The 18,621-nt window shown below is 58.5% G+C and carries 13 protein-coding genes and 2 pseudogenes; 6 read left to right on the forward strand and 9 right to left on the reverse strand.

The features are described from left to right. Nucleotides 1–48 precede the first annotated feature (48 nt). Nucleotides 49–1,539: an arginine-ornithine antiporter gene (gene arcD / locus ELQ88_RS16625; RefSeq protein ID WP_138966395.1), complete on the reverse strand. Its 1,491-nt coding sequence runs from the start codon at nucleotides 1,537–1,539 to the stop codon at nucleotides 49–51. 281 nt (nucleotides 1,540–1,820) lie between these two features. On the opposite strand from arcD, the gene ELQ88_RS16630 reads away from it, so the two are divergent. Further along, on the forward strand, nucleotides 1,821–4,103 hold the full coding sequence (locus tag ELQ88_RS16630; RefSeq protein ID WP_138966397.1) for a heavy metal translocating P-type ATPase: 2,283 nt from the start codon (nucleotides 1,821–1,823) through the stop codon (nucleotides 4,101–4,103). Between the two features lie 177 nt (nucleotides 4,104–4,280). Here the strand turns inward: ELQ88_RS16630 and ELQ88_RS16635 are convergent. From ELQ88_RS16635 to ELQ88_RS16665, 7 genes and pseudogenes are all read right to left on the reverse strand, one after another. Further along, nucleotides 4,281–4,694, reverse strand: a pseudogene (locus ELQ88_RS16635) (2OG-Fe(II) oxygenase); the annotation flags it as partial. Nucleotides 4,695–4,753: 59 nt separating this feature from the next. After that, nucleotides 4,754–5,587, reverse strand: a complete 834-nt coding sequence (locus ELQ88_RS16640) for a glycosyltransferase (RefSeq protein ID WP_138966399.1) — start codon at nucleotides 5,585–5,587, stop codon at nucleotides 4,754–4,756. Between the two features lie 518 nt (nucleotides 5,588–6,105). After that, complete coding sequence (locus ELQ88_RS16645; RefSeq protein ID WP_138966401.1) at nucleotides 6,106–6,807, reverse strand: VIT family protein; 702 nt, start codon at nucleotides 6,805–6,807, stop codon at nucleotides 6,106–6,108. A gap of 70 nt (nucleotides 6,808–6,877) precedes the next feature. Continuing rightward, nucleotides 6,878–7,849, reverse strand: coding sequence for an FAD:protein FMN transferase (locus ELQ88_RS16650; RefSeq protein ID WP_228761620.1), 972 nt, complete (start codon nucleotides 7,847–7,849; stop codon nucleotides 6,878–6,880). Continuing rightward, entirely contained in the window at nucleotides 7,833–10,013 is a 2,181-nt protein-coding gene (locus ELQ88_RS16655; RefSeq protein WP_138966403.1) for a PepSY domain-containing protein, read from the reverse strand. Before ELQ88_RS16655 ends, ELQ88_RS16650 begins: the two co-directional genes overlap by 17 nt. Before the next feature lie 24 nt (nucleotides 10,014–10,037). After that, entirely contained in the window at nucleotides 10,038–10,508 is a 471-nt protein-coding gene (locus ELQ88_RS16660) for a DUF2271 domain-containing protein (protein ID WP_138966405.1), read from the reverse strand. Between the two features lie 92 nt (nucleotides 10,509–10,600). Then, nucleotides 10,601–10,924, reverse strand: coding sequence for a PepSY domain-containing protein (locus ELQ88_RS16665; protein WP_128873433.1), 324 nt, complete (start codon nucleotides 10,922–10,924; stop codon nucleotides 10,601–10,603). A gap of 132 nt (nucleotides 10,925–11,056) precedes the next feature. On the opposite strand from ELQ88_RS16665, the gene ELQ88_RS16670 reads away from it, so the two are divergent. From ELQ88_RS16670 to ELQ88_RS16690, 5 genes and pseudogenes are all read left to right on the forward strand, one after another. Beyond that, nucleotides 11,057–11,716, forward strand: a complete 660-nt coding sequence (locus tag ELQ88_RS16670; protein WP_138966407.1) for a response regulator transcription factor — start codon at nucleotides 11,057–11,059, stop codon at nucleotides 11,714–11,716. Beyond that, nucleotides 11,713–13,056, forward strand: a complete 1,344-nt coding sequence (locus tag ELQ88_RS16675; RefSeq protein WP_128873432.1) for a HAMP domain-containing sensor histidine kinase — start codon at nucleotides 11,713–11,715, stop codon at nucleotides 13,054–13,056. The genes ELQ88_RS16670 and ELQ88_RS16675 overlap by 4 nt, the downstream gene beginning before the upstream one ends. Nucleotides 13,057–13,665: 609 nt before the next feature. Next, a complete protein-coding gene (locus ELQ88_RS16680; RefSeq protein WP_138966409.1) occupies nucleotides 13,666–14,295 on the forward strand; it encodes a hypothetical protein in 630 nt (209 codons plus the stop codon). Between the two features lie 43 nt (nucleotides 14,296–14,338). After that, nucleotides 14,339–14,524: pseudogene (locus tag ELQ88_RS16685) on the forward strand (KUP/HAK/KT family potassium transporter); the annotation flags it as partial. A gap of 222 nt (nucleotides 14,525–14,746) precedes the next feature. Next, nucleotides 14,747–17,569, forward strand: a complete 2,823-nt coding sequence (locus ELQ88_RS16690) for a cation-translocating P-type ATPase (RefSeq protein ID WP_138966411.1) — start codon at nucleotides 14,747–14,749, stop codon at nucleotides 17,567–17,569. Between the two features lie 105 nt (nucleotides 17,570–17,674). On the opposite strand, the gene ELQ88_RS16695 is transcribed toward ELQ88_RS16690, so the two are convergent. Beyond that, a complete protein-coding gene (locus ELQ88_RS16695; RefSeq protein ID WP_138966412.1) occupies nucleotides 17,675–18,580 on the reverse strand; it encodes an amino acid ABC transporter substrate-binding protein in 906 nt (301 codons plus the stop codon). Nucleotides 18,581–18,621 lie beyond the last annotated feature (41 nt).

Raw genomic sequence — 18,621 nt, forward strand, 5'->3', positions numbered from 1 at the left:
ACCCGCTTGGCGGTCCACCACGACAGAACAAACACGCGGCGCTGGCCCTTACAAAGCCAGTGTCCCGGACCACAGCATCCAGCCGGCGAAGGCTGCCGCCGTCCAGATAATGATCAGCAGTCCCGTCTCGGGGCCGCTGAGCGGTTGCCCCTGACGAGCCTTCATGGTGGCCAGGTAAATCAATGAACCCGGGGCGTATAGCAAAGCGCTGAGCAACATGTATTTAGGCCCGGCCGCATACAGCAGCCACAGGCAATACAGCGTGGCGACCGAGGCGATGGCCATGTCGCGTAGTTGCAGGGCACGGTGGCCGGCATAGGTCTGGCCCTGCCACGTCAGTTTCAGGGCATACAGACCGCTGAACAGGTACGGCAGCAGAATCATCGAGGTGGCCAGGGAGATCAACGCGAGGTAGCTGGCGCTCGAATACAGGGTCAGCAACAGGAACAGTTGAATGCAGCCGTTGGTGATCCACAGCGCGTTGGCCGGCGCCCCTTGCCTGTTTTCCACGGCAAGCGCGCCCGGCATGACCTTCTCCCTGGCCGGTGTGAACACCGATTCCGCCGCCAGCAGCGTCCAGGCGAGCAGGGCGCCACCCACCGAAATAATCAAGCCGAGGCTGATCAGCACCGCGCCCCATGGCCCGGTGGCAGCCTGAAGCACGCCGGCCATCGAAGGGTTTTTCAGGGCGGCCAGTTCAGGTTGTGTGAGAATGCCCAGTGAGAGCAATGACACTGCAATCAACAGCAACAGGGTGATGACAAAGCCGATGACCGTGGCGCGGCCGACATTGGCCCGCTCCGCCGCGCGGGCGGAGAACACGTTGGCGCCCTCGATCCCGATGAACACCCAAACGGTGACCAGCATGGTGCTTTTGACTTGGTCGAGGGTGCTGCCCAGCGCGGGCGAGCCCCAGAAATCGACACTGAAGGTTTCACGCTGGAAGGCTGTGATCACCAGGCCGATGAATAAAAGCAACGGCACGATCTTGGCCACCGTCGTCAACGCGTTGGCACGCGCTGCCGTGTGCATGCCCCTGAGAATCATCCAGTGCAATGACCATAGCACCACGGACGCACCGGCAATCGCCGCTTTGTTGTTGCCTTCGCCGAACAGGGGGAAGAAATAACTCAGCGCGGCGAACAAAATCACCAGGTAGCTGACGTTGCCGATCCAGGCGCTGATCCAATAGCCCCAAGCTGAATTGAAGCTGAGGTACTCGCCACCCAGGGCGCGGGCGTAGGCGAACACGCCGTTGTCCAGCGCCGGCTGGCGGTTGGACAAGGTCTGATACACCAGTGCCAGCGACAGCATGCCGACACCGGTGATCAGCCAGCCAATCAGGATCGCCCCGGCCCCCGCACTGGCCGCCATGTTCTGCGGCAGGCTGAAAATGCCGCTGCCGATCATCGAACCGATCACCAGGGCAATCAGCAGGCTCAAGGACAGGCGCTTGGGTTCCACCTTTCGCAAACTGCCTGCAAGTGGGTGGGCAGTCGGCGGGAGTACCGGTTGGGTGCCTTGCAGGTGCGTAGCCATGGGAGCCTCCACGAAACGAGAGTTTCTGCACTCATCGAATGCGATGGTGCGAATGCTGACTCTAATTTCTGCGTGAACGTCCAACGCCTGGTTGATTTAGATCAGAAAGAGCGAATACAGCCGATTTATCCGGGCACAGCCCTGACCTCTGTTGTGTCCAACGCCTCAATTGCTGCGTTTCGGCGGACACGAAAGACATTCGAGTCCTAAGCTCTACCTCGATGAGCGGCAGATGTTGTTACAGCGCGGCATGCAAATCGCTTTTTGAGGAACTTACTTCGATGCTCAGTAAGTGGCTGGACCCCGTACTATTGCTGCTCACCGCACTGACGCTGCTGGCCGGCGGCGTTGCGCATGTCGCGCACAAACCCGATTGGGCATCGATGTGCTGGGCCGCGGGCAGTCTGGTGATGTCCGCGGTGCTGCTCATCGAGATCGTCAGGCGCCTGGCCCGGCGCGAGGCCGGTGTGGACCTGATCGCGCTGCTGTCGATCAGCGCCGCCCTGGTCTTTGAGCAGACACTGGTGGCGGCGGTGATTGCCTTGATGCTGGCGACCGGACGAACCCTGGAGTTTTTCACCAAGCAACGCGCTGACCGTGAGCTTCGTGCGCTCATCGACCGGGCGCCACGTTTTGCCTGGCTGCAGGAGGAGGGCGGCTTACGCAAGATCCCCGTTGAGCAGGTCCAGCCGCATCAAACATTGCTGGTACGGCTGGGGGAGGTGATACCGGTCGATGGTCGCCTGCTGAGTCCTGCGGCCATTCTCGACGAATCTGCGCTCAGCGGTGAGTCGTTGCCCGTAACCCGTCGAGAAGGTGAGCAAGTGCACAGCGGCGTTTCCAACGTTGGTGCGCCCATCCTGCTAAGCGCCACGCGAACGGCCGCGCAGAGTACCTATGCGGGCATCGTGCGGCTGGCCGAGGCGGCACGTCGTTCGCGCGCACCTTTCGTGCGCCTGGCCGACCGCTATGCCTTGTTCTTCATCCCACTGACGTTGCTGATTGCCGGATTGGCCTGGCAGTTAAGTGGCGATCCCTTGCGAGCACTGGCGGTTCTGGTGGTGGCCACGCCTTGCCCTTTGATTCTGGCGGTACCGATTGCCTTCATGTCAGGTATTTCGAGGGCCGCGCGGCGCGGGATCCTGATCAAGGACGGCGCGACCCTGGAAGCGCTGGCCGGGGTCAAGCAGGTGTTTCTCGACAAGACCGGTACGCTGACCAGCGGCCATGCCCGCCTGCAGTCGATAGAGGTCAACGGGCTGGGCGATCCGCAGCGCCTGCTCGGCCTGGCCGCTTCGCTGGCGCAGGCCTCGACGCACCCCATCTCCCAGGCCATTGTTGAAGCAGCGCATCAGCGTCAGTTGCCGCTCAGCATTCCGCAGGAAGTAGAAGAAAGCCCAGGCTCTGGACTTTGTGGGCGGGTCGATGGCGTGCGAGTGCGTTTCGGCACGTTGTCTTTTGCGCACAAAGAAGCCCCAGTAACCGACTGGGCCGCCGCCATGCTGCGCCACATGGACTACCTGGCGTGCAGTGGAAGCTTCATCGACGTGGATGGGAAACTCGCTGGCCTGCTGGTTTTCTCGGACAACGTTCGGCGCGAAACTCCGCAGACGCTGCGTCGACTGCGCAACAGAGGTATTGAAAATATCGTCATGCTCACCGGGGATCGCCTGGAAACCGCGGAGATGATTGCGCTGTCTGCCGGGATTGACGAGCTGCGTGCGGGGTTGACCCCCGAGGATAAAGTGCGTGCTGTACAGCAAGGTTGCCTGCGCACTAGCACATTAATGGTCGGTGATGGCATCAACGACGCCCCCGCGCTGGCGGCGGCCAATGTCGGCGTGGCCATGGGGGCCAGCGGTGCCACTGCTTCTGCACAAGCCGCGGGTGTCGTGCTGCTGGTGGATCGGCTGGATCGGCTGGTCGAGGCGCTGGACATTGCCCGACGCACCCGCTACATCGCGCGCCAAGGTGTGCTGGTCGGCATGGGACTGTCGTTGCTGGCCATGGCGGTGGCGGCCCTCGGTTACCTGCCGCCGCTGATCGGCGCTGTGGTGCAGGAGGGCATCGACGTGGTGATCATCCTTAACGCCTTGCGGGCACTGGGGCCATTGTGGGCGCTGAGGAAACAAAAGCTTACCGCAGAGCATATCGATCGCCTGCAAGATGAACACCAGCAACTCTCCACCGTACTGAGCGATCTGCACCAATTGGCCAATGACTTTGCCCAGCGCCCACTTGCGCAGGCACAGACCGACTTGCTGGAACTGGTCGACAAGTTACAAACATCACTGGCGCAGCATGAGCGCGAAGATGAAAACACACTGTACCCGCTGCTGACGCGAAGCATGCCGGGCGAGGACCCGCTGTCAGCGATGAGCCACGTTCACCGGGAGATTTTTCGCCTTGTCCATTTGCTGGCGCGCATGAGCAGCGACTTCAGTTCCGCCCCCGCAACGGCACCTGCTGATGAGATTCAGCATCAGCTGATTCGTCTGGATACCCTCGTGCGACTGCACTTTGATCAGGAGGAGGAACTGTTTCGTTATCTGGATTGGCGCTAGGAGTTCAAGCAAGACATTTCGACGGCACGTTGAGCAGTTGCGACGGTGGCTCGAGTTGATTCAAAACGATCTCAATCAAGCTCGGCAACGCGCCGCAGCGCAGGTGCCCATTAGTTTTTCTTCTTGATTAGCTTTCCTATGTAGTACTTCAGGCTAAAACGATCTTTAGGCCTTGGCAAGGTAGCCACCACTTTTTGTTTCGTGCAGCCCGCCACCGGTGAAATAGGGGTCGGGTATCAAGCCCTCAATGCCCGTCAGTTTTTCAAGAAACTGCAACATGGGCGCGGAGTTAAAGGCGTTGAAAACAGCCTTCAGATAGGGCGTGCATTCGTTGGGGCTGATTTGGCGTTTATTTTGACCTTTATAGCCACGTTCGTAGAGCATTTCGTTGGCGGTTGGTTCGACTGGATAGTTCGAACAAATATTTGCAATCAGGTCTTCCGGTAGAAAGTTATCGATGACGATGTGTGGAAATGGGATGGCCTGGACGTAGCTATTTGCTAGCGATTGACCGAAAGCACTGGCCGCGGTTTGGTCGAAATCAAGCTCGGGGGAGTGGGTGATGGGTAGCCTATTAATGTCGGGTGTCATCGCAATTCCAACGAGAAAATATAAAAATCTTTAAACGCCTTCAGGCAGCATAGCAAATACTACTCGTTGCGTGCTTTGGGTGTTTGGCTTTTGTTTTTTTCCTTTGTCAGGCGCTGAAGGATATTGTTGTACATAATGGTTCGTCGATGCGTCGTTTCATAACCACCCGCCGCTGCGATAGTGCCCGACTGGATGTGATCAAGATAGTTGAATATCTTGCGTGGCGACAAACGCTCAACGACATAACCACGTTCGGTCATACGGTCTTGGAGGGTATAGCCAGGCACTCGATCATCCATCAAAAAATTCATCCCGAGCTGTTTGATCAGCTTGCAGTTCCATAATGTACAGAAGCTTTTAAGATAAACCTCCCTGTACGGTTTTGGCTCTCTGGCGCGTAGCCCCATGGAAAGCTTCATGCGTCTGAAGTGATGTTTTAACAGTCGCGAACTGAATCGCCAAAGCGTTCTGGCGGTGCCGCGATTTAATTGTTCGACGCAACCAACGGCTACGACATTCGGGTTAGAAATGCACTTGTTTAACATCATCGAAAACAAATTGTTATCGAAAATAAACGTATCAGTGTGCAGCAGGAATACATAGTCAGTGTCGATACGTTCCAACGCCATGTCGAGTGCTTTGCCATGCGCGATATGGCCCGATTCCTTTTCCGGAGTGGTTCGCTCGATCAGATTGATCCAGTCAAGTTCGCGTAAATACGTTGTGCTTTCATCGGCAGAGTAGTTATCAACCACCCATACTGGAATGCCGGCATCGATCGCATACTGGTGCAATAGATCCAGGCAGATTTTGGTAATTTCTGGTGTTTTGTAGTTAACAATAACAATACTGAATGGTTTTTTGTCTTTGGTGGAAAAATCAATGCTTTCCATTATTTATTTGCTCGATAGGATTTTAAGGATAAGTGCGGATAATAGTCGCGCCTGTACAGAGCTGTCGCTTGTTATTATGCTCGCCAAATTAACCTGATCAGAAATCATACCTTTATTAAGTCGCTGGGCAGCTGATGAATGTTTATCGCTAGTATAGTCCTATGGCGAGTAGCGAATGCGACTTTAATCGTACGAGATAGCCACTATGTAAGTAAATGTTTTTGAAGGGTTTTTTTACACTTATAGATCTATTGGAGAAAGATTCTTGAATGGAAGTGAGTTGGGTTACCGTGCAGCGTCAGATGCATCGTTACTTCATGCGGCGTATCGCACCTGTATAGACTGAAAACGTCATCAATGGAGATGAGTGACGCCATCAATTCGACTTCCTGGCTATGACATATTTTGAAACAAATCAGCGTTTCAATCGGTTGAGTCTCCGGCATGGCAGTGCACGAAACGTGGGTGGCAGGCAGGGGAGCGTACGCTTCATTAGGTGTTTTTGGAGGACGCCCCCGCTAGACCACTGCGCCAAACAAGTGCCCCACCAAGGCCGTAATGCCCATGGCCAGAGCCCCCCAGAAGGTCACGCGCCAGGCGCCGGTCATGACGTTGGCCCCGCCAGCCTTGGCGGCAATGGCGCCCAATGTCCCGAGAAACACCAATGACATGCCCGATATCCAGGGCACCACGCTGTGCTCCGGCGCGACAAACGTCACCGCCAGAGGCAGCGCGGCACCCACCACGAAACTGGCGGCGGAGGCGAGGGCAGCCTGCAAGGGTTTTGCGGTGAGGGTGGCGCTGATGCCCAACTCGTCCCGGGCGTGAGAGCCCAGTGCGTCATGGGCCATCAATTGATCGGCCACTTGATGCGCCAGTTCGGGTGATACGCCGCGATGCATGTAGATGTTGGCGAGTTCGATGTGCTCGGCTTTCGGGTCGCTTGCCAGTTCTGCCCGTTCGCGGGACAGATCGGCCCGCTCGGTATCGGCCTGGGAATGCACGGAAATGTACTCACCAGCGGCCATGGACATGGCGCCGGCCATCAACCCCGCCATACCGGTGACCAGCAAAGTGGCGTGGCTGGCGTTGGCGGCCGCGACGCCGATCAGCAGGCTGGCGGTAGAGACAATCCCGTCATTGGCGCCCAGGACGGCGGCGCGCAGCCAGCCGATACGATCGCTTCGATGTGCCTCGGTGTGCCTGTGCATGAATTTCATTGTTTAAGGGGACTCCCTGTCATTAGGCGGTTCACGTCGGACGGGTTCCGAGCGGGCCGGCAATCGGCCGTCAGCGGGCTTCAATTTGCGCCTGCAACTGGCCGCCGACAATGGATATTTCTTTGAACTGTTGCCCCTCGCGCAGCACGAACAACGCATCCATCCCGCGTTCCTGAGCCAGGCGTGGGCCCTCGGTTTCCCCCAGGACCATCAGCGCCGTGGCCCAGGCATCGGCGAGCATGCACGAGGCCGCCACCACGGTGACGGCGGCGAGCGGGTTGCACAGCGGCGCGCCAGTGGCCGGGTTCATGGTATGAGCATAGGAATGACCGGCCACATCGACCCAATGTCGATAGTCCCCGGAGGTCGCGATAGCGGCATCGCCAAGTTCCATCACGCCCATGACTTCACGCACGTCCCGGCTGGGCTTTTCCAGGGCCACGACCCAGCGCTGGCCGTCAGGTTTGACGCCCCGGGCGCGCATTTCGCCATCGATGCCGACCAGGTAGCGGGTGATGCCCAAACCCTCCAGGCAACGGGCCAGTTCATCAACGCCAAAACCTTTGGCGATGCCACTCAAATCAAGGTTCAGCGGCGCACGTTTGCGCACCTGATTGCGTTGCGGCTCAACCACCAACGCGGCGCTGGCTAACAGCCGGGCGCGCGGCGCAATGGTGCCGATCGCCTGCTCTGTGACCGTCTGCTCCCCGGGGCCGAACCCCCAGGCGTTAACCAGATCACCGACAGCGATGTCGAAGGCGCCGCCGGATTGCTGACTGACACGCAGTGCCGCGGACAGCACCGTGGCCAACTCTTTGGGCACTGACACCCACACCTGCTCGGGGGCGGCGTTGAGGCGGTTGAGGTCCGAGTCGGGTTTCCAGGTGGACATTTGCTGGTCCACCCGGGCCACGGCGCTCGACAGGCGCTGACCAATTTCGTCGGCATCGATCCCGGCCCCGGCATAAAACACGGCGGTGTAGCGGGTGCCCATGGTTTCGCCATTCAGGCTATAGCGCTGCAACTCAGTAGACGTCTTCACGGTAGCGTCCTTGTGCCTTGAGAGTCAGCACACTCAGGTTGAGAGGCGCCAACACTTCATCGAGGGCCTGCATCACGCCTTTGGCCATTTCGCGACTGCCACACACCAGCACCTGGGCACCTTTTTCAATCAGTCGGCGCAAGGCCAGGGCATCGCCGATCAGCCGGTCTTGCACGTAGCTGCGGTCCTGGACCTGAGAGAAGGCGGCGCGCAGTGCCGTGAGGCGACGGTCCGACAAGTATTGGTTGAGCTCCGGTTCATAGAGAAAGTCCGAGGCCGGGTTGCGTCCGCCCCAATACAAGTGCATCGGGTGTCGGGCCTTGTTGTTGCGAATAAAACCGGCCAGAGGACCGATGCCGGTACCGGCGCCGATCAGGATCACCGGGTGCGTGCCCGAAGCCGGACGAAATTGCGGGTTGGGCTGGATAAAGGCTTCGATCTGCGCGCCGATGTTCAGGCCATGAAGGAATTCCGAACACACGCCACCGTTGTGTTTACGCACACAGATCTCCAGCACGCCATCCTGGGAGCCGCTGGCCAGCGAGTAGAAACGCGGGACCGGGCTGCCGGGGGGCACAATCCCGACCAGGTCGCCGGCCAGAAAACTTGGCAGCTCGCCGCAGGCTTTGAAGCGCAGGATGTGGGTTGGCGCATTAACCTGTTCGCCATAGGCAATCCGCTCTGTCAGCTGCAATTGATGCGTACGCGGCTGCTGCGGGGTGTGAACCAGTACCAGATCCTGCCCCAACACTTCGCCCAACGCATGACCCCAGCGCGCAAACTCCTGAGAGGACTGGCGGTTGACGGTTTCCAACTCCAGCAATGGCGAGCCACCGGCCTGCAACATCGCGTCCTGCACCTGATGGGCGTACTGACAGAACTGCGCAAACTGACGGTCGCCCAGCCCCAGCACCGCAAAGGGCAGGCCGGGCTTGAGGCCGGTTTTGGCCAGCCGCGCCAGGAACTGCGAAGCCGAGGCCGGCGCATCGCCGTCACCATGGGTCGCGGTGAGGATGAACACCCGTTGGGCTTTGCGGTAATCGCCCACCCAATCATTCATCGCCGCGCTGTGCACCTGATGGCCACTCTGGTGCAAGGCGTCGTGCAAGGTTTTGGCAAACCCCCAGGTGCTGTTGTTTTCACTGCCCACCAGAATCACGATATCGGCGGAGTGGGCAGGGCTGTTGTGGCGGATGTTCGGGCCAGCCTTGCGCCGGCGCCACCACAACAGGATGCCGGTCACGCTCATCAACGGCACGCAGAGGGCGCAGAGCCCGAGCGGCAGGCCCAGCCACCAGAGGCCTTCGCCGGTGTGCAACTGGTAGATCAATTCATAGAGGTTGTGCATCGAGTCGTGGGCTTGATAGGACAACAAGGCGCCGCTGGCCTGATCCACGTAGCCGTCGCCCTGGGCCGTGCGCAGGGAAAACACATCACTCGGGTTGCCGGGGCTCGGGTAGACCAGCTCGCGCAGGTCGTTCAGGTCGGTGGCCTGCAAGGCTTTCAGCTTCGCCACCGGCAAGGCCGGGCCGGCGCTGACGTGGGCGGGGAAGGCGGGTTCACTTTGACTGCCGTCGGCGATAAAACCAAAAGTGGTGGCGGACATGTAGAGCCCGCTCAATGCCGACAGCAGCAACCCGAGCAAGGCCAGTCTCCCGACCTCAGCATGCCAGCGCTGGCTGAAGGTGCCCCGCAGTGGCCGCAGCAGGTTGCGCCAGCCACCCAGGCGCCGAGCCAGCAATAGCGCGCCGGACACTGACAGCATCAGCATGAACAGCGCGCCGACACCCGACACCCCATGGCCCGGCGTGCCAAGGAACAGCGAGCGGTGAAGGTCTTTCACCCAACGTGAGAACGCGGATGGCTCGTAAGGCGCGAGGCCTTGGCCGGTCAGTGGGTCGACCTTTTCCGCCCCGGCCTGGCCGTTCTGGTTGTAATAGACAATCACCGTACCGGACGCTGTGCGCTGGATCTGCTCCACGCCCGAAAAGTGGCTGGCAACGCGCCCGGCCAGTTGGCCGACGTTGAATTGTCCGGCAGGCGTGGACGTGCTGTGCAGGCGTTCCAGCGCCGGGTCGACAGACAGGATCGCGCCGCTGACGGCCAACAACATGACCAACAGGGCGGCGATCAGGCCAGGTAGGGAATGGAACTGACGAAGCATGTTCAGCCTCCGGAAATGGGGGTGCTACAGATCGTAAGTAAAGGACTCGACGTAGGTACTGCCGGTCGCTGGCTTGCCGGCGCCCTTGGACGTCAACGGCACGCTGACATCGGCGCGGGCGTCGCGTTTGTCCTCGACGGCGCTGTCGATGCGGATCTGATACCCGGCATCAATCAGGGTGTCTGCCAGTTCGACGCTGACTTTGAGCGTGCGCCCACTGCCGACACTGGCGCCGCTGACGCCGTCAAACGCGCTCGGGTTCATCCCGCTGCCACGGGCCCAGTCGCCCAGGTGCTTGTAGTACTTGGCCTTCTTGCCGGCCACCCACAGGGTTTTCTGGTACTGGCCGTTGGCGTCGGTCACATAGATCGCCAGGTAGGCATCATTGCCGCTGTAGTCCTTGAGCTGGGTGGTCAGGGTCACTTCCCGGGCCTGGGCCAGACCCGGCAGGGCAATGGCGCCGGCAAGGCAGGTGGCTGCGATGATCTTTTTCATGAGGGTATCCTTTTGATCGTTAGGTCGAGAGCCTGGACCTGCTTGCTGACAGCAACCTGAAGCGCAGGGAAAACTCATCGACAGGTGAGGCGTCATTCGGTGAGCGGGCTACCGAGGTAATCCCTCGCATCGCCGTCGTCGCGGAAATGTATCTCGAGTGTGCGCAAACGCAGCGAGGCCGGTGAGTAGCTGGCTTCGATGGCGTTGCCTTTACGGTCCAGGCCCTTGAGCTCGTAACAACCGTCGTCGACCTTGATGCGTTGCACGCTCCAGCCGTATTGCCGCTCGACCTGCTGACGCAAGGTGTCGCGCGGTTGCCAGTCGCTCACCGGGTCGCTGCAATCGTCATCGGCCAGGGCGTAACCACTGAGCAGCAGGCTCAACAGCGTGGCATGGGCAATAAAACCTGATTTCATGATCTGTCTCCTGCCGAGGTCGGCGTCTGTGGCATACCCTAAAGAGCATTCCTGACAACCAGCTGAATCTTCAGATTCACGTCAGGTAAGGCGATCAAGGTGCTGCACGACAACCATCACAGGAGGTGCCAGATGCGGGTTTTATTGGTCGAAGACGCAGCGGGGCTGGGGGAAGCGGTGCGCGAACAGATCGCCGATGACGGCCACGCCGTCGATTGGGTGCAGCGTCTGGACCATGCGCGCAATAGCGTGCGCACCACGCCTTATGACCTGATCCTTCTTGACCTGATGCTCCCGGACGGTCGCGGGCTGGATTTTTTGCGTCAGCAACGCTCGGCAGGGGACGTGACTCCGGTGATTATCCTGACTGCAAAGGATCAGATCTCCGATCGGATTGCTGGCCTCAATGCTGGCGCCGACGACTACCTGGTCAAACCGTTCGACCTGTTTGAACTCTCGGCCCGGGTGGCGGCGGTGGCCCGGCGTTACAGCGGCAATCCCAATCCGCAGATCAAGCTCGGTGATTTGCAGGTCGACATGAGCGCCCGCACCGTGCAGCGGGCCGGCGCGACGGTGGACCTCACGGCGCGAGAATGGGCGCTGTTCGAGGCCTTTGTGCAGCGCCCCAGCGCGCTGCTGTCCAAGTCGCAACTGGAAGAGCGGCTGTATGCTTTCGGCGCGGAAATCGAGAGCAATACCATCGAGGTCTATATCAGCCGTCTGCGTAAAAAACTCGGGCGCGACCTGATTGAAACCGTGCGGGGCATGGGCTACCGGTTGATGTCCGCATGAAGCCGTCGTCAAGCCTGCAAAAGCGTCTCGGCCTGGGATTGACGTTGGGCACCACCTTGCTGTGGCTGGCGGCGACCGTCGGCGCCTGGCTGGTGGTGCAACATGAATTGAACGAGGCGTTCGACAGTGCGCTGGAAGAGACCGCGCAGCGCATCCTGCCCTTGGCCGTGCTGGAAATCAGCAACCGGGAAGAACCCCGTGAGGCGCAACATGTCGCCACCCTGAAAATGCACAAGGAATACCTGACGTACCTGGTGCGCGATGCCCAGGGCCAGATCCTGATGCAGTCTCACGACGCCAACCCGAAGATCTTCAACCAACAACCGGCCGAAGGCTTTTCAACCACAAAAAAATACCGTCTGTACGGCGCGAGTGCGCTGCGTGAAACGGTGTTTATCGAGGTTGCCGAACCGCTGGAACATCGCCGTGAAGCGGCACGGGAAGCCTTGCTGGCCTTGTTGTTGCCGTTATTGGCGCTGATTCCCATCAGCCTGTTAGGCACCTGGATGTTTGTGCGCATCAGCCTGCGCAGCGTATTGGCTTATCGTCGTGCCGTGGAGGCTCGCGGGGTGGGTGATCTGTCGCCGATCAACGGGGCGCAATTGCCGGCGGAAATCGCTCCTCTGGCGGAGGCGGTCAATCATCTGCTGGAGCGCTTGCGCAAGGCCTTGGAGACCGAGCGCAGCTTTACTGCCAACAGCGCTCATGAACTGCGTACGCCACTGGCGGCGACCCTGGCGCAAATCCAGCGACTGCACCATGAGGCGCCCGAGGGCCCGTTGCGAGTGCGTGCGGCGAAGATCGAAAACGCGTTGCGCGACCTGGCGCGGCTCTCGGAAAAGCTCATGCAACTGGCCAAGGCCGAAGGCGGTGGGCTGTTGTCCGAAACGCCTCAGGACCTGATTCCGTTGCTGGCCCATGGGGTTGACGAGTGGAACCAACGCAGCGGCCAGCGAATTGCGTTGCAGTTGCCCAGCCAGGCTTGCGTGTACTCGACCATCGACCCGGACGCCTTCGGCATTTTGCTGCGCAACCTGATTGAAAATGCGCTGAAGTACGGCGCGTCGGATCAACCGATCGAAGTCAGCCTCACCGAACAGGCCCAACTACGGGTCATCAATGGCGGCCCGGCGGTGCCAGCGTCGGTATTGCAGCACCTGACCGAGCGCTTTGTGCGAGGTCACAGTGAAATCAGCGGTTCAGGCTTGGGCTTGGCGATTACCAAAACCATTGTGCAGGGCGTCAACGCGAGAATGAATTTGGTCTCGCCAGCAACAGGTCGTCGGGATGGCTTCGAGGTGTGCATCTGGTTACCGCTCGCATCAACTATTGAAGTCTGAGGTCGCCTTGGCGCGCGCTCGCGTGCTCGACGTGAATCAGTCCACCCTGACTTGCGATCAGCCTTGTCTTGTTGCTTTTGAAAAGTATGACTGTTTTAGTGTTGAAAGGCGCGTAAATGCGAGCCGTTCTCTACCGCACTTTTAGTAAGTAAGGCAACAACTAATGGATCCAATAAAATAATCGAAACCTCATCTAATTCATCGGGCCAGTTATCATGCGGCTTACCGGGGAAGTTGGCGATTCAAGACGGGCGCGAGTTGCATTCCTTGATGTGCCGTTTGTCGGTGGCCTACTCAAAAAATGAACATCCGGGCCTTTGTGCCCTCTGATGCTTCAGCACGTCGCCATGACCTGCTCCTGCAGCCGCAGAAAAGAAGTGGAAAGCGAATCTCATATGCATTGAATGCAAATCGGCATTTGTTTACCTGAAATTCAGCAGCCAAGACATAAACCGGTTATTGATTCGTCCGTCGAGTCAATGGGTTTGCCGTGCCAAGTTTTTGATTTGGCTAATCTTGCATGAGTGCAGACTGCACGGAGTTTTGAACTTGAGTTAATACTCCGTTGAATTAAGGGTTTGTGCTAACGAATAAGTTGGAGAGAGTACCGTGACAATAAATACAATCATGAGTCTGCTCGAAAATAAAGAATGCATGGAGTTTGTTCGGCTGGGTGTTATTTACACGCACTTGGTCGCGTGTTGTGTGGCCATAGGTTTGGTATTGACCAGCGATATTGCAATGGTAAAGGATCTATCAAAGGGGAAAGTATTCACGGTGCATGATAATGCTCACATGGAAAGCCTCCAACAGACTGTCATCGTTGCATTGATTGCGTTGTGGGTAACCGGTGCCGCTGTTGTAGGCATTGATTATCTGGACAAAGGAATGGATTATTTTATGAATCCAAAACTTCAAGCCAAAGTGATTATTGTCGTGTTGTTGACCTACAACGGCATCTTGTTGCACCGCCTGGTATTGCCGGCACTGCAAAAGGCTGGCTCCTTGCTCAACCTTGGGTTCAGCGCACGGATGCTGGCGTTGTTCTGCGGCTCGTTGTCGGCAGTGTCCTGGATGTATGCGGCCATGTTGGGTGTTGGACGCCCATTGGCCTGGAAATATTCCCTTGCTGAACTGTTGATGGCTTATCCGGTACTGATTGCGCTGGGCTTCCTGACGATGCTGGCGTTGACTGAGCGAGCGAAACAACAGGACTACTCCGTGCGCCTCAGCGGGTAAGTAGTAAGCGCATGACGCTTGAAACCTTCTCCCTATCCGGCACGCGCCGACCTGGGCACTGCTGCCGATGGTCGCGCTTTCCACACTGGCGACCATCATCGCTTCCCAAGCAGTCATCTCTGGTGCTTTCTCCCTGACACGCCAGGCCATCCAGCTAGGCTACGTCCCTCGGATGTTTATCCAGCACACTTCCAGCCAAGAGCAGGGACAGACTTACATCGGCACGGTCAAATTGCCACTCAATAGGGTGATAGAACTGGGGACTCAGGTGGAGATGTGAGGACGAGCACGACCGCCTTTGCAGCTCACTCCCTCTGAAGCACCCAGTTGGTAGAGTTGGCAAAACTGCTGCCAACATCTTCGGGTTAAAGAGAAAAGAGTTCTTCGGCAATCTCGTTCACTACGCTATCTATGGAACAACGGTCCACACTCCGTTGTAAAAGGGGATGCCATGAGTAGCGCAGTTGAGCCTGACAATCGTCGCATCGCGTCTGCATACCTCGAAGAAGTCGAAACGATTATCCATAGGCTGGATTCTGACATTCGTGCGGGCTTGTCCAATGCGCAGGCTCAAATGCGCCTGTGCCGTGACGGGGCCAATGAGTTACGCACTCAACCTGTAAAACCCGCCTGGCATTACTTGCTGGCGCAATTTCGGGATCCGCTGGTTTATCTGCTGCTTGTCGCAGCGACCATTACCTTGGTCATCTGGTTCCTTGGAGAGGGGCGAGAATGGCCTGTTGATGCGGTGGTCATCACGCTGATTGTGCTGGCTAATGCGCTTTTGGGGTTCTTCCAGGAAGCCCGCTCGCAACGAGCGGTTGCGGCATTGGCCAAACTGACTCAAACCACGTCCTCCGTCATTCGCGACGCAGTGTTGTCGCGCATCCCCAGTCACCAACTGGTGATCGGTGATCTGCTGGTGTTATCCGAGGGCGACTCGGTGGGTGCCGATGCCCGACTTATTCAGGCCAATGCCTTACGGGTACTGGAAGCATCGCTGACTGGAGAAAGTGAAGCAGTCTCGAAAAATGCAGCCCGTTTGCGTACCGAAGTGCCTTTGGCAGAGCGCTCCAACATGGTGTTCAAAGGCACCGCCATCGCCCAGGGTTCGGGGCTCGGCGTCGTCACTGCGATCGGTATGGCGACTGAAATCGGTGCGATCGCTCATCTGCTCGACGTCACCCAGGAAGAGGTCACGCCGCTGCAAAAGGAAGTGCGCGAAATAGGGCGGATGCTCGGTATTGCTGTTCTGGTCATCGCTTCGGTTGTCGTCGTCGCTGTGCTGATGCTCACGGATATTCACAGTGCTGACGACGTATTGCGGGTTCTGCTGTTGGGGGTGTCTCTGGCGGTGGCCGCGGTGCCTGAAGGGCTGCCTGCCGTTCTGTCATTGGTGCTCGCTTTCGGTGTGCAAAGGATGGCTCGCAACAAAGCCATCATCAAGCAACTGTCCTCGGTGGAAACCCTGGGGTCGGTATCGGTCATCTGCACCGACAAGACTGGCACGCTGACTCGTTCCGAAATGACCATCCAGCAAACCATGACGGCATCCGGCAAAGCGGCGGTCAGCGGTGTCGGTTACGCCCCGCAGGGCCAGATACATCACCAGGACCAGCCCATGACTTGTGGCCCGGTGCACAGCGAAAATGTCCTGTTGTTACGCGGCGGAAGCCTGGCAGGCAATGCCGCGCTTGCGCAGCAGGAAGATGGCACCTGGGTGATTCAGGGTGATCCGACCGAGGGTGCCTTTCTGGTGGCTGAGCGCAAACTGGATGCACCTGCACGCAGCATCGAACGCTTCGAACGCGTGGCAGAAATACCGTTTACCTCCGATCGCAAAATGATGTCGGCACTGGTCATCGATCACGAGCACAGCGATGAGCAGCTGCTGATCAGCAAGGGGGCGCCGGATGTACTCCTTCAACATTGCACACAGGTTCAAGTCGGGATGGATGTCGTGCCACTCACCGACGACCTTCGTGCAAAAGCCTTGGCCGATGTGAATGAGTTGTCGGGGGCCGCGTTGCGCACACTTTCCGTGGCGTACCGTCCTTTGGCGGCCGGTGAAGCTGTTGCGGCCGGTGAATCCCTTGAGGCAGGGCTTATTTTCATCGGTACGGTCGGCATCATCGACCCACCCCGCAAAGAAGTCGCACCGGCCATTGCCGAGGCCCATCGAGCAGGCATCCGCATCATTATGATCACCGGCGACCATCCGCGAACGGCGGCCCGCATTGCCGAGGATCTGGGCATCATCCAGGCCGGTGCCGGTGCCGGTGCCGGTGCGTTGACAGGTGCCGATCTGGATAAGCTGGACGATGAGGCTTTGGCCGAGGCTGTTAAATCGACCTCTGTTTACGCCCGTGTTGCACCATCGCATAAGTTGCGGATTGTCGATGCGCTTCAGGCGCAGGGACATGTGGTGGCGATGACCGGGGATGGTGTCAATGACGCACCCGCACTTAAGTCTGCCGATATCGGCATTGCCATGGGCATCACCGGCACAGAGGTGACCAAGCAGGCAGGGAAAATGATTCTGGCTGACGATAACTTCGCGACCATTGTGTTGGCCGTTCGCGAAGGGCGCGGGATTCTGGACAATATTCGCAAGTTCCTTCGTTACTTGCTGTCTTCCAACATGGGTGAAGTACTGACGGTCTTTCTTGCCGTCGTCGGGGCCGGCGTCGTCGGCCTGGTGGATGAGGAGGGCGGGATCATCCTGCCGCTGCTGGCCACCCAGATTCTGTGGATCAATCTGATCACGGATGCGGCGCCTGCCATTGCCATGGGCATTGACCCGCACAATGATGACGTCATGACGCGTAGCCCGCGCAAGCCTACGGACAGAATCATCGATACACGCATGTGGCTGGGCGTGCTGCAGGTGGGGCTGGTCATGGCGTTGGCGACTTTGTTGACGGTCGACTGGATGCTGCCGGGAGGGTTGATACCGGGGACCGATTCGCTGGATACGGCGCGCACCGGTGGTTTTACGGTCCTTGTATTGGCCCAGCTATTTAACGCACTGAGTGCTCGCTCGGAGTCAGCCAGTGCATTCGTCGGGCTGTTCGCCAATCGATGGCTCTGGGGGGCAATTGCCCTGGCAGTGGCCTTGCAGATTGCAGTGGTGCACTGGTCGCCACTCAACAAGGCTTTCAGCACGAGCGCATTGACGCTGAGCCAGTGGGGGGTTTGTTTGGCAATGGCCAGTGCGGTCTTGTGGTTTAGCGAATTGCGCAAACTTGTTTTGCGGTTGAAGGGCCCTGTATGAAAAAAGGATACGTGCCAAAGGTGCTGACAGTTCAGCATGGTCCATACGGAACAACTCCTGGCCCGGCGTTGCGCGTTGATTGAGCCCGATAATTCTGGCTTGTCACTACGGTATCGCATAGACCTTGAACAGCTTTTTGGCCGTGTCGCTGGCACCACCCAGGTATTTGTCGAATGCCTGCTCAATCTCGCCGGAGCGATACATTTCACTCAGTGCGGTGTCGACCAGCAAGCGGAAATTTTCATCGTCTCGATCCACCGCCATTGCAGTCGGCGCGTACTCAAAAATGCGATCCAGCAGAACCAGATTTCCTGCGGAGTGATGTGTACTGAGGAGGTTCTTGAGCATCATGCGTTCCGCGAAGAAGGCATCGGCTTTGCCTTCGGCAACCCGTTCAAGGCCTGCGTCAGTGTTTTCTACGGTGACCAGAGTGGCCACCACACCCAGCAATCGCATCTGCTGACGGATCCAGGTCTCGGTAACTCCGCCAGCAGTGGTGGCATAGGTTTGGTTGGACAGCCCGCGATTGACAGTCGCTCGCCAGGTTGGCCCGGTACGAGCCACCTTGCCGTTAAGCACATTGAGCAACGCCTCTGATGCATCCTTGCGCACCACGACCGAGAGGCCGGCCGTGTAGATCGGTACCGAGTAGCTCACAGCCTTGCGCCGCTCCAGTGTGGGAGGGGTCGGCGTACAAAGAATGTCGACCTTCCCGGAGCTGACGGCGCTCATCTCGTCGGTGACCGTGACGGGCTGGTAACGTATTTGCAACCCGGGCAAACCCAACTCGGTCTTGACCTTGTCGGCGATTTTCAGACAGAGATCGATGGCATAACCGCTGGCTTTATCGGCAGCCTGGACGCTAAAAGGTGCAACGTCCGGCAGGTAGCCGAGGGTGAAGGTATTGCTCGCCCGCACGCGTTCAAGCGTATTGGCGTCAGCCAGTACCGGTACCAGCGTGAGCAGGCAAACGAGCAGCAGGTTGTTGGCTTTGGTCAGTTTCACGTTCATATCCTGGTTCCCCGAATTCAGAGGTTTGTGCAGTCCTGAAA

The sequence above is a fragment of the Pseudomonas sp. MPC6 genome, from assembly GCF_006094435.1.
GTDB lineage: Bacteria > Pseudomonadota > Gammaproteobacteria > Pseudomonadales > Pseudomonadaceae > Aquipseudomonas.

Bases quoted from the DNA above. Each gene is read 5' to 3' on its own strand.
- ELQ88_RS16690 (WP_138966411.1), top strand. From the start codon at position 14,747: ATGAGTAGCGCAGTTGAGCCTGACAATCGTCGCATCGCGTCTGCATAC.
- ELQ88_RS16665 (WP_128873433.1), bottom strand. From the start codon at position 10,924: ATGAAATCAGGTTTTATTGCCCATGCCACGCTGTTGAGCCTGCTGCTC.
- ELQ88_RS16645 (WP_138966401.1), bottom strand. From the start codon at position 6,807: ATGAAATTCATGCACAGGCACACCGAGGCACATCGAAGCGATCGTATC.
- ELQ88_RS16630 (WP_138966397.1), top strand. From the start codon at position 1,821: ATGCTCAGTAAGTGGCTGGACCCCGTACTATTGCTGCTCACCGCACTG.
- ELQ88_RS16670 (WP_138966407.1), top strand. From the start codon at position 11,057: ATGCGGGTTTTATTGGTCGAAGACGCAGCGGGGCTGGGGGAAGCGGTG.
- arcD (WP_138966395.1), bottom strand. From the start codon at position 1,539: ATGGCTACGCACCTGCAAGGCACCCAACCGGTACTCCCGCCGACTGCC.
- ELQ88_RS16660 (WP_138966405.1), bottom strand. From the start codon at position 10,508: ATGAAAAAGATCATCGCAGCCACCTGCCTTGCCGGCGCCATTGCCCTG.
- ELQ88_RS16640 (WP_138966399.1), bottom strand. From the start codon at position 5,587: ATGGAAAGCATTGATTTTTCCACCAAAGACAAAAAACCATTCAGTATT.
- ELQ88_RS16655 (WP_138966403.1), bottom strand. From the start codon at position 10,013: ATGCTTCGTCAGTTCCATTCCCTACCTGGCCTGATCGCCGCCCTGTTG.
- ELQ88_RS16695 (WP_138966412.1), bottom strand. From the start codon at position 18,580: ATGAACGTGAAACTGACCAAAGCCAACAACCTGCTGCTCGTTTGCCTG.
- ELQ88_RS16675 (WP_128873432.1), top strand. From the start codon at position 11,713: ATGAAGCCGTCGTCAAGCCTGCAAAAGCGTCTCGGCCTGGGATTGACG.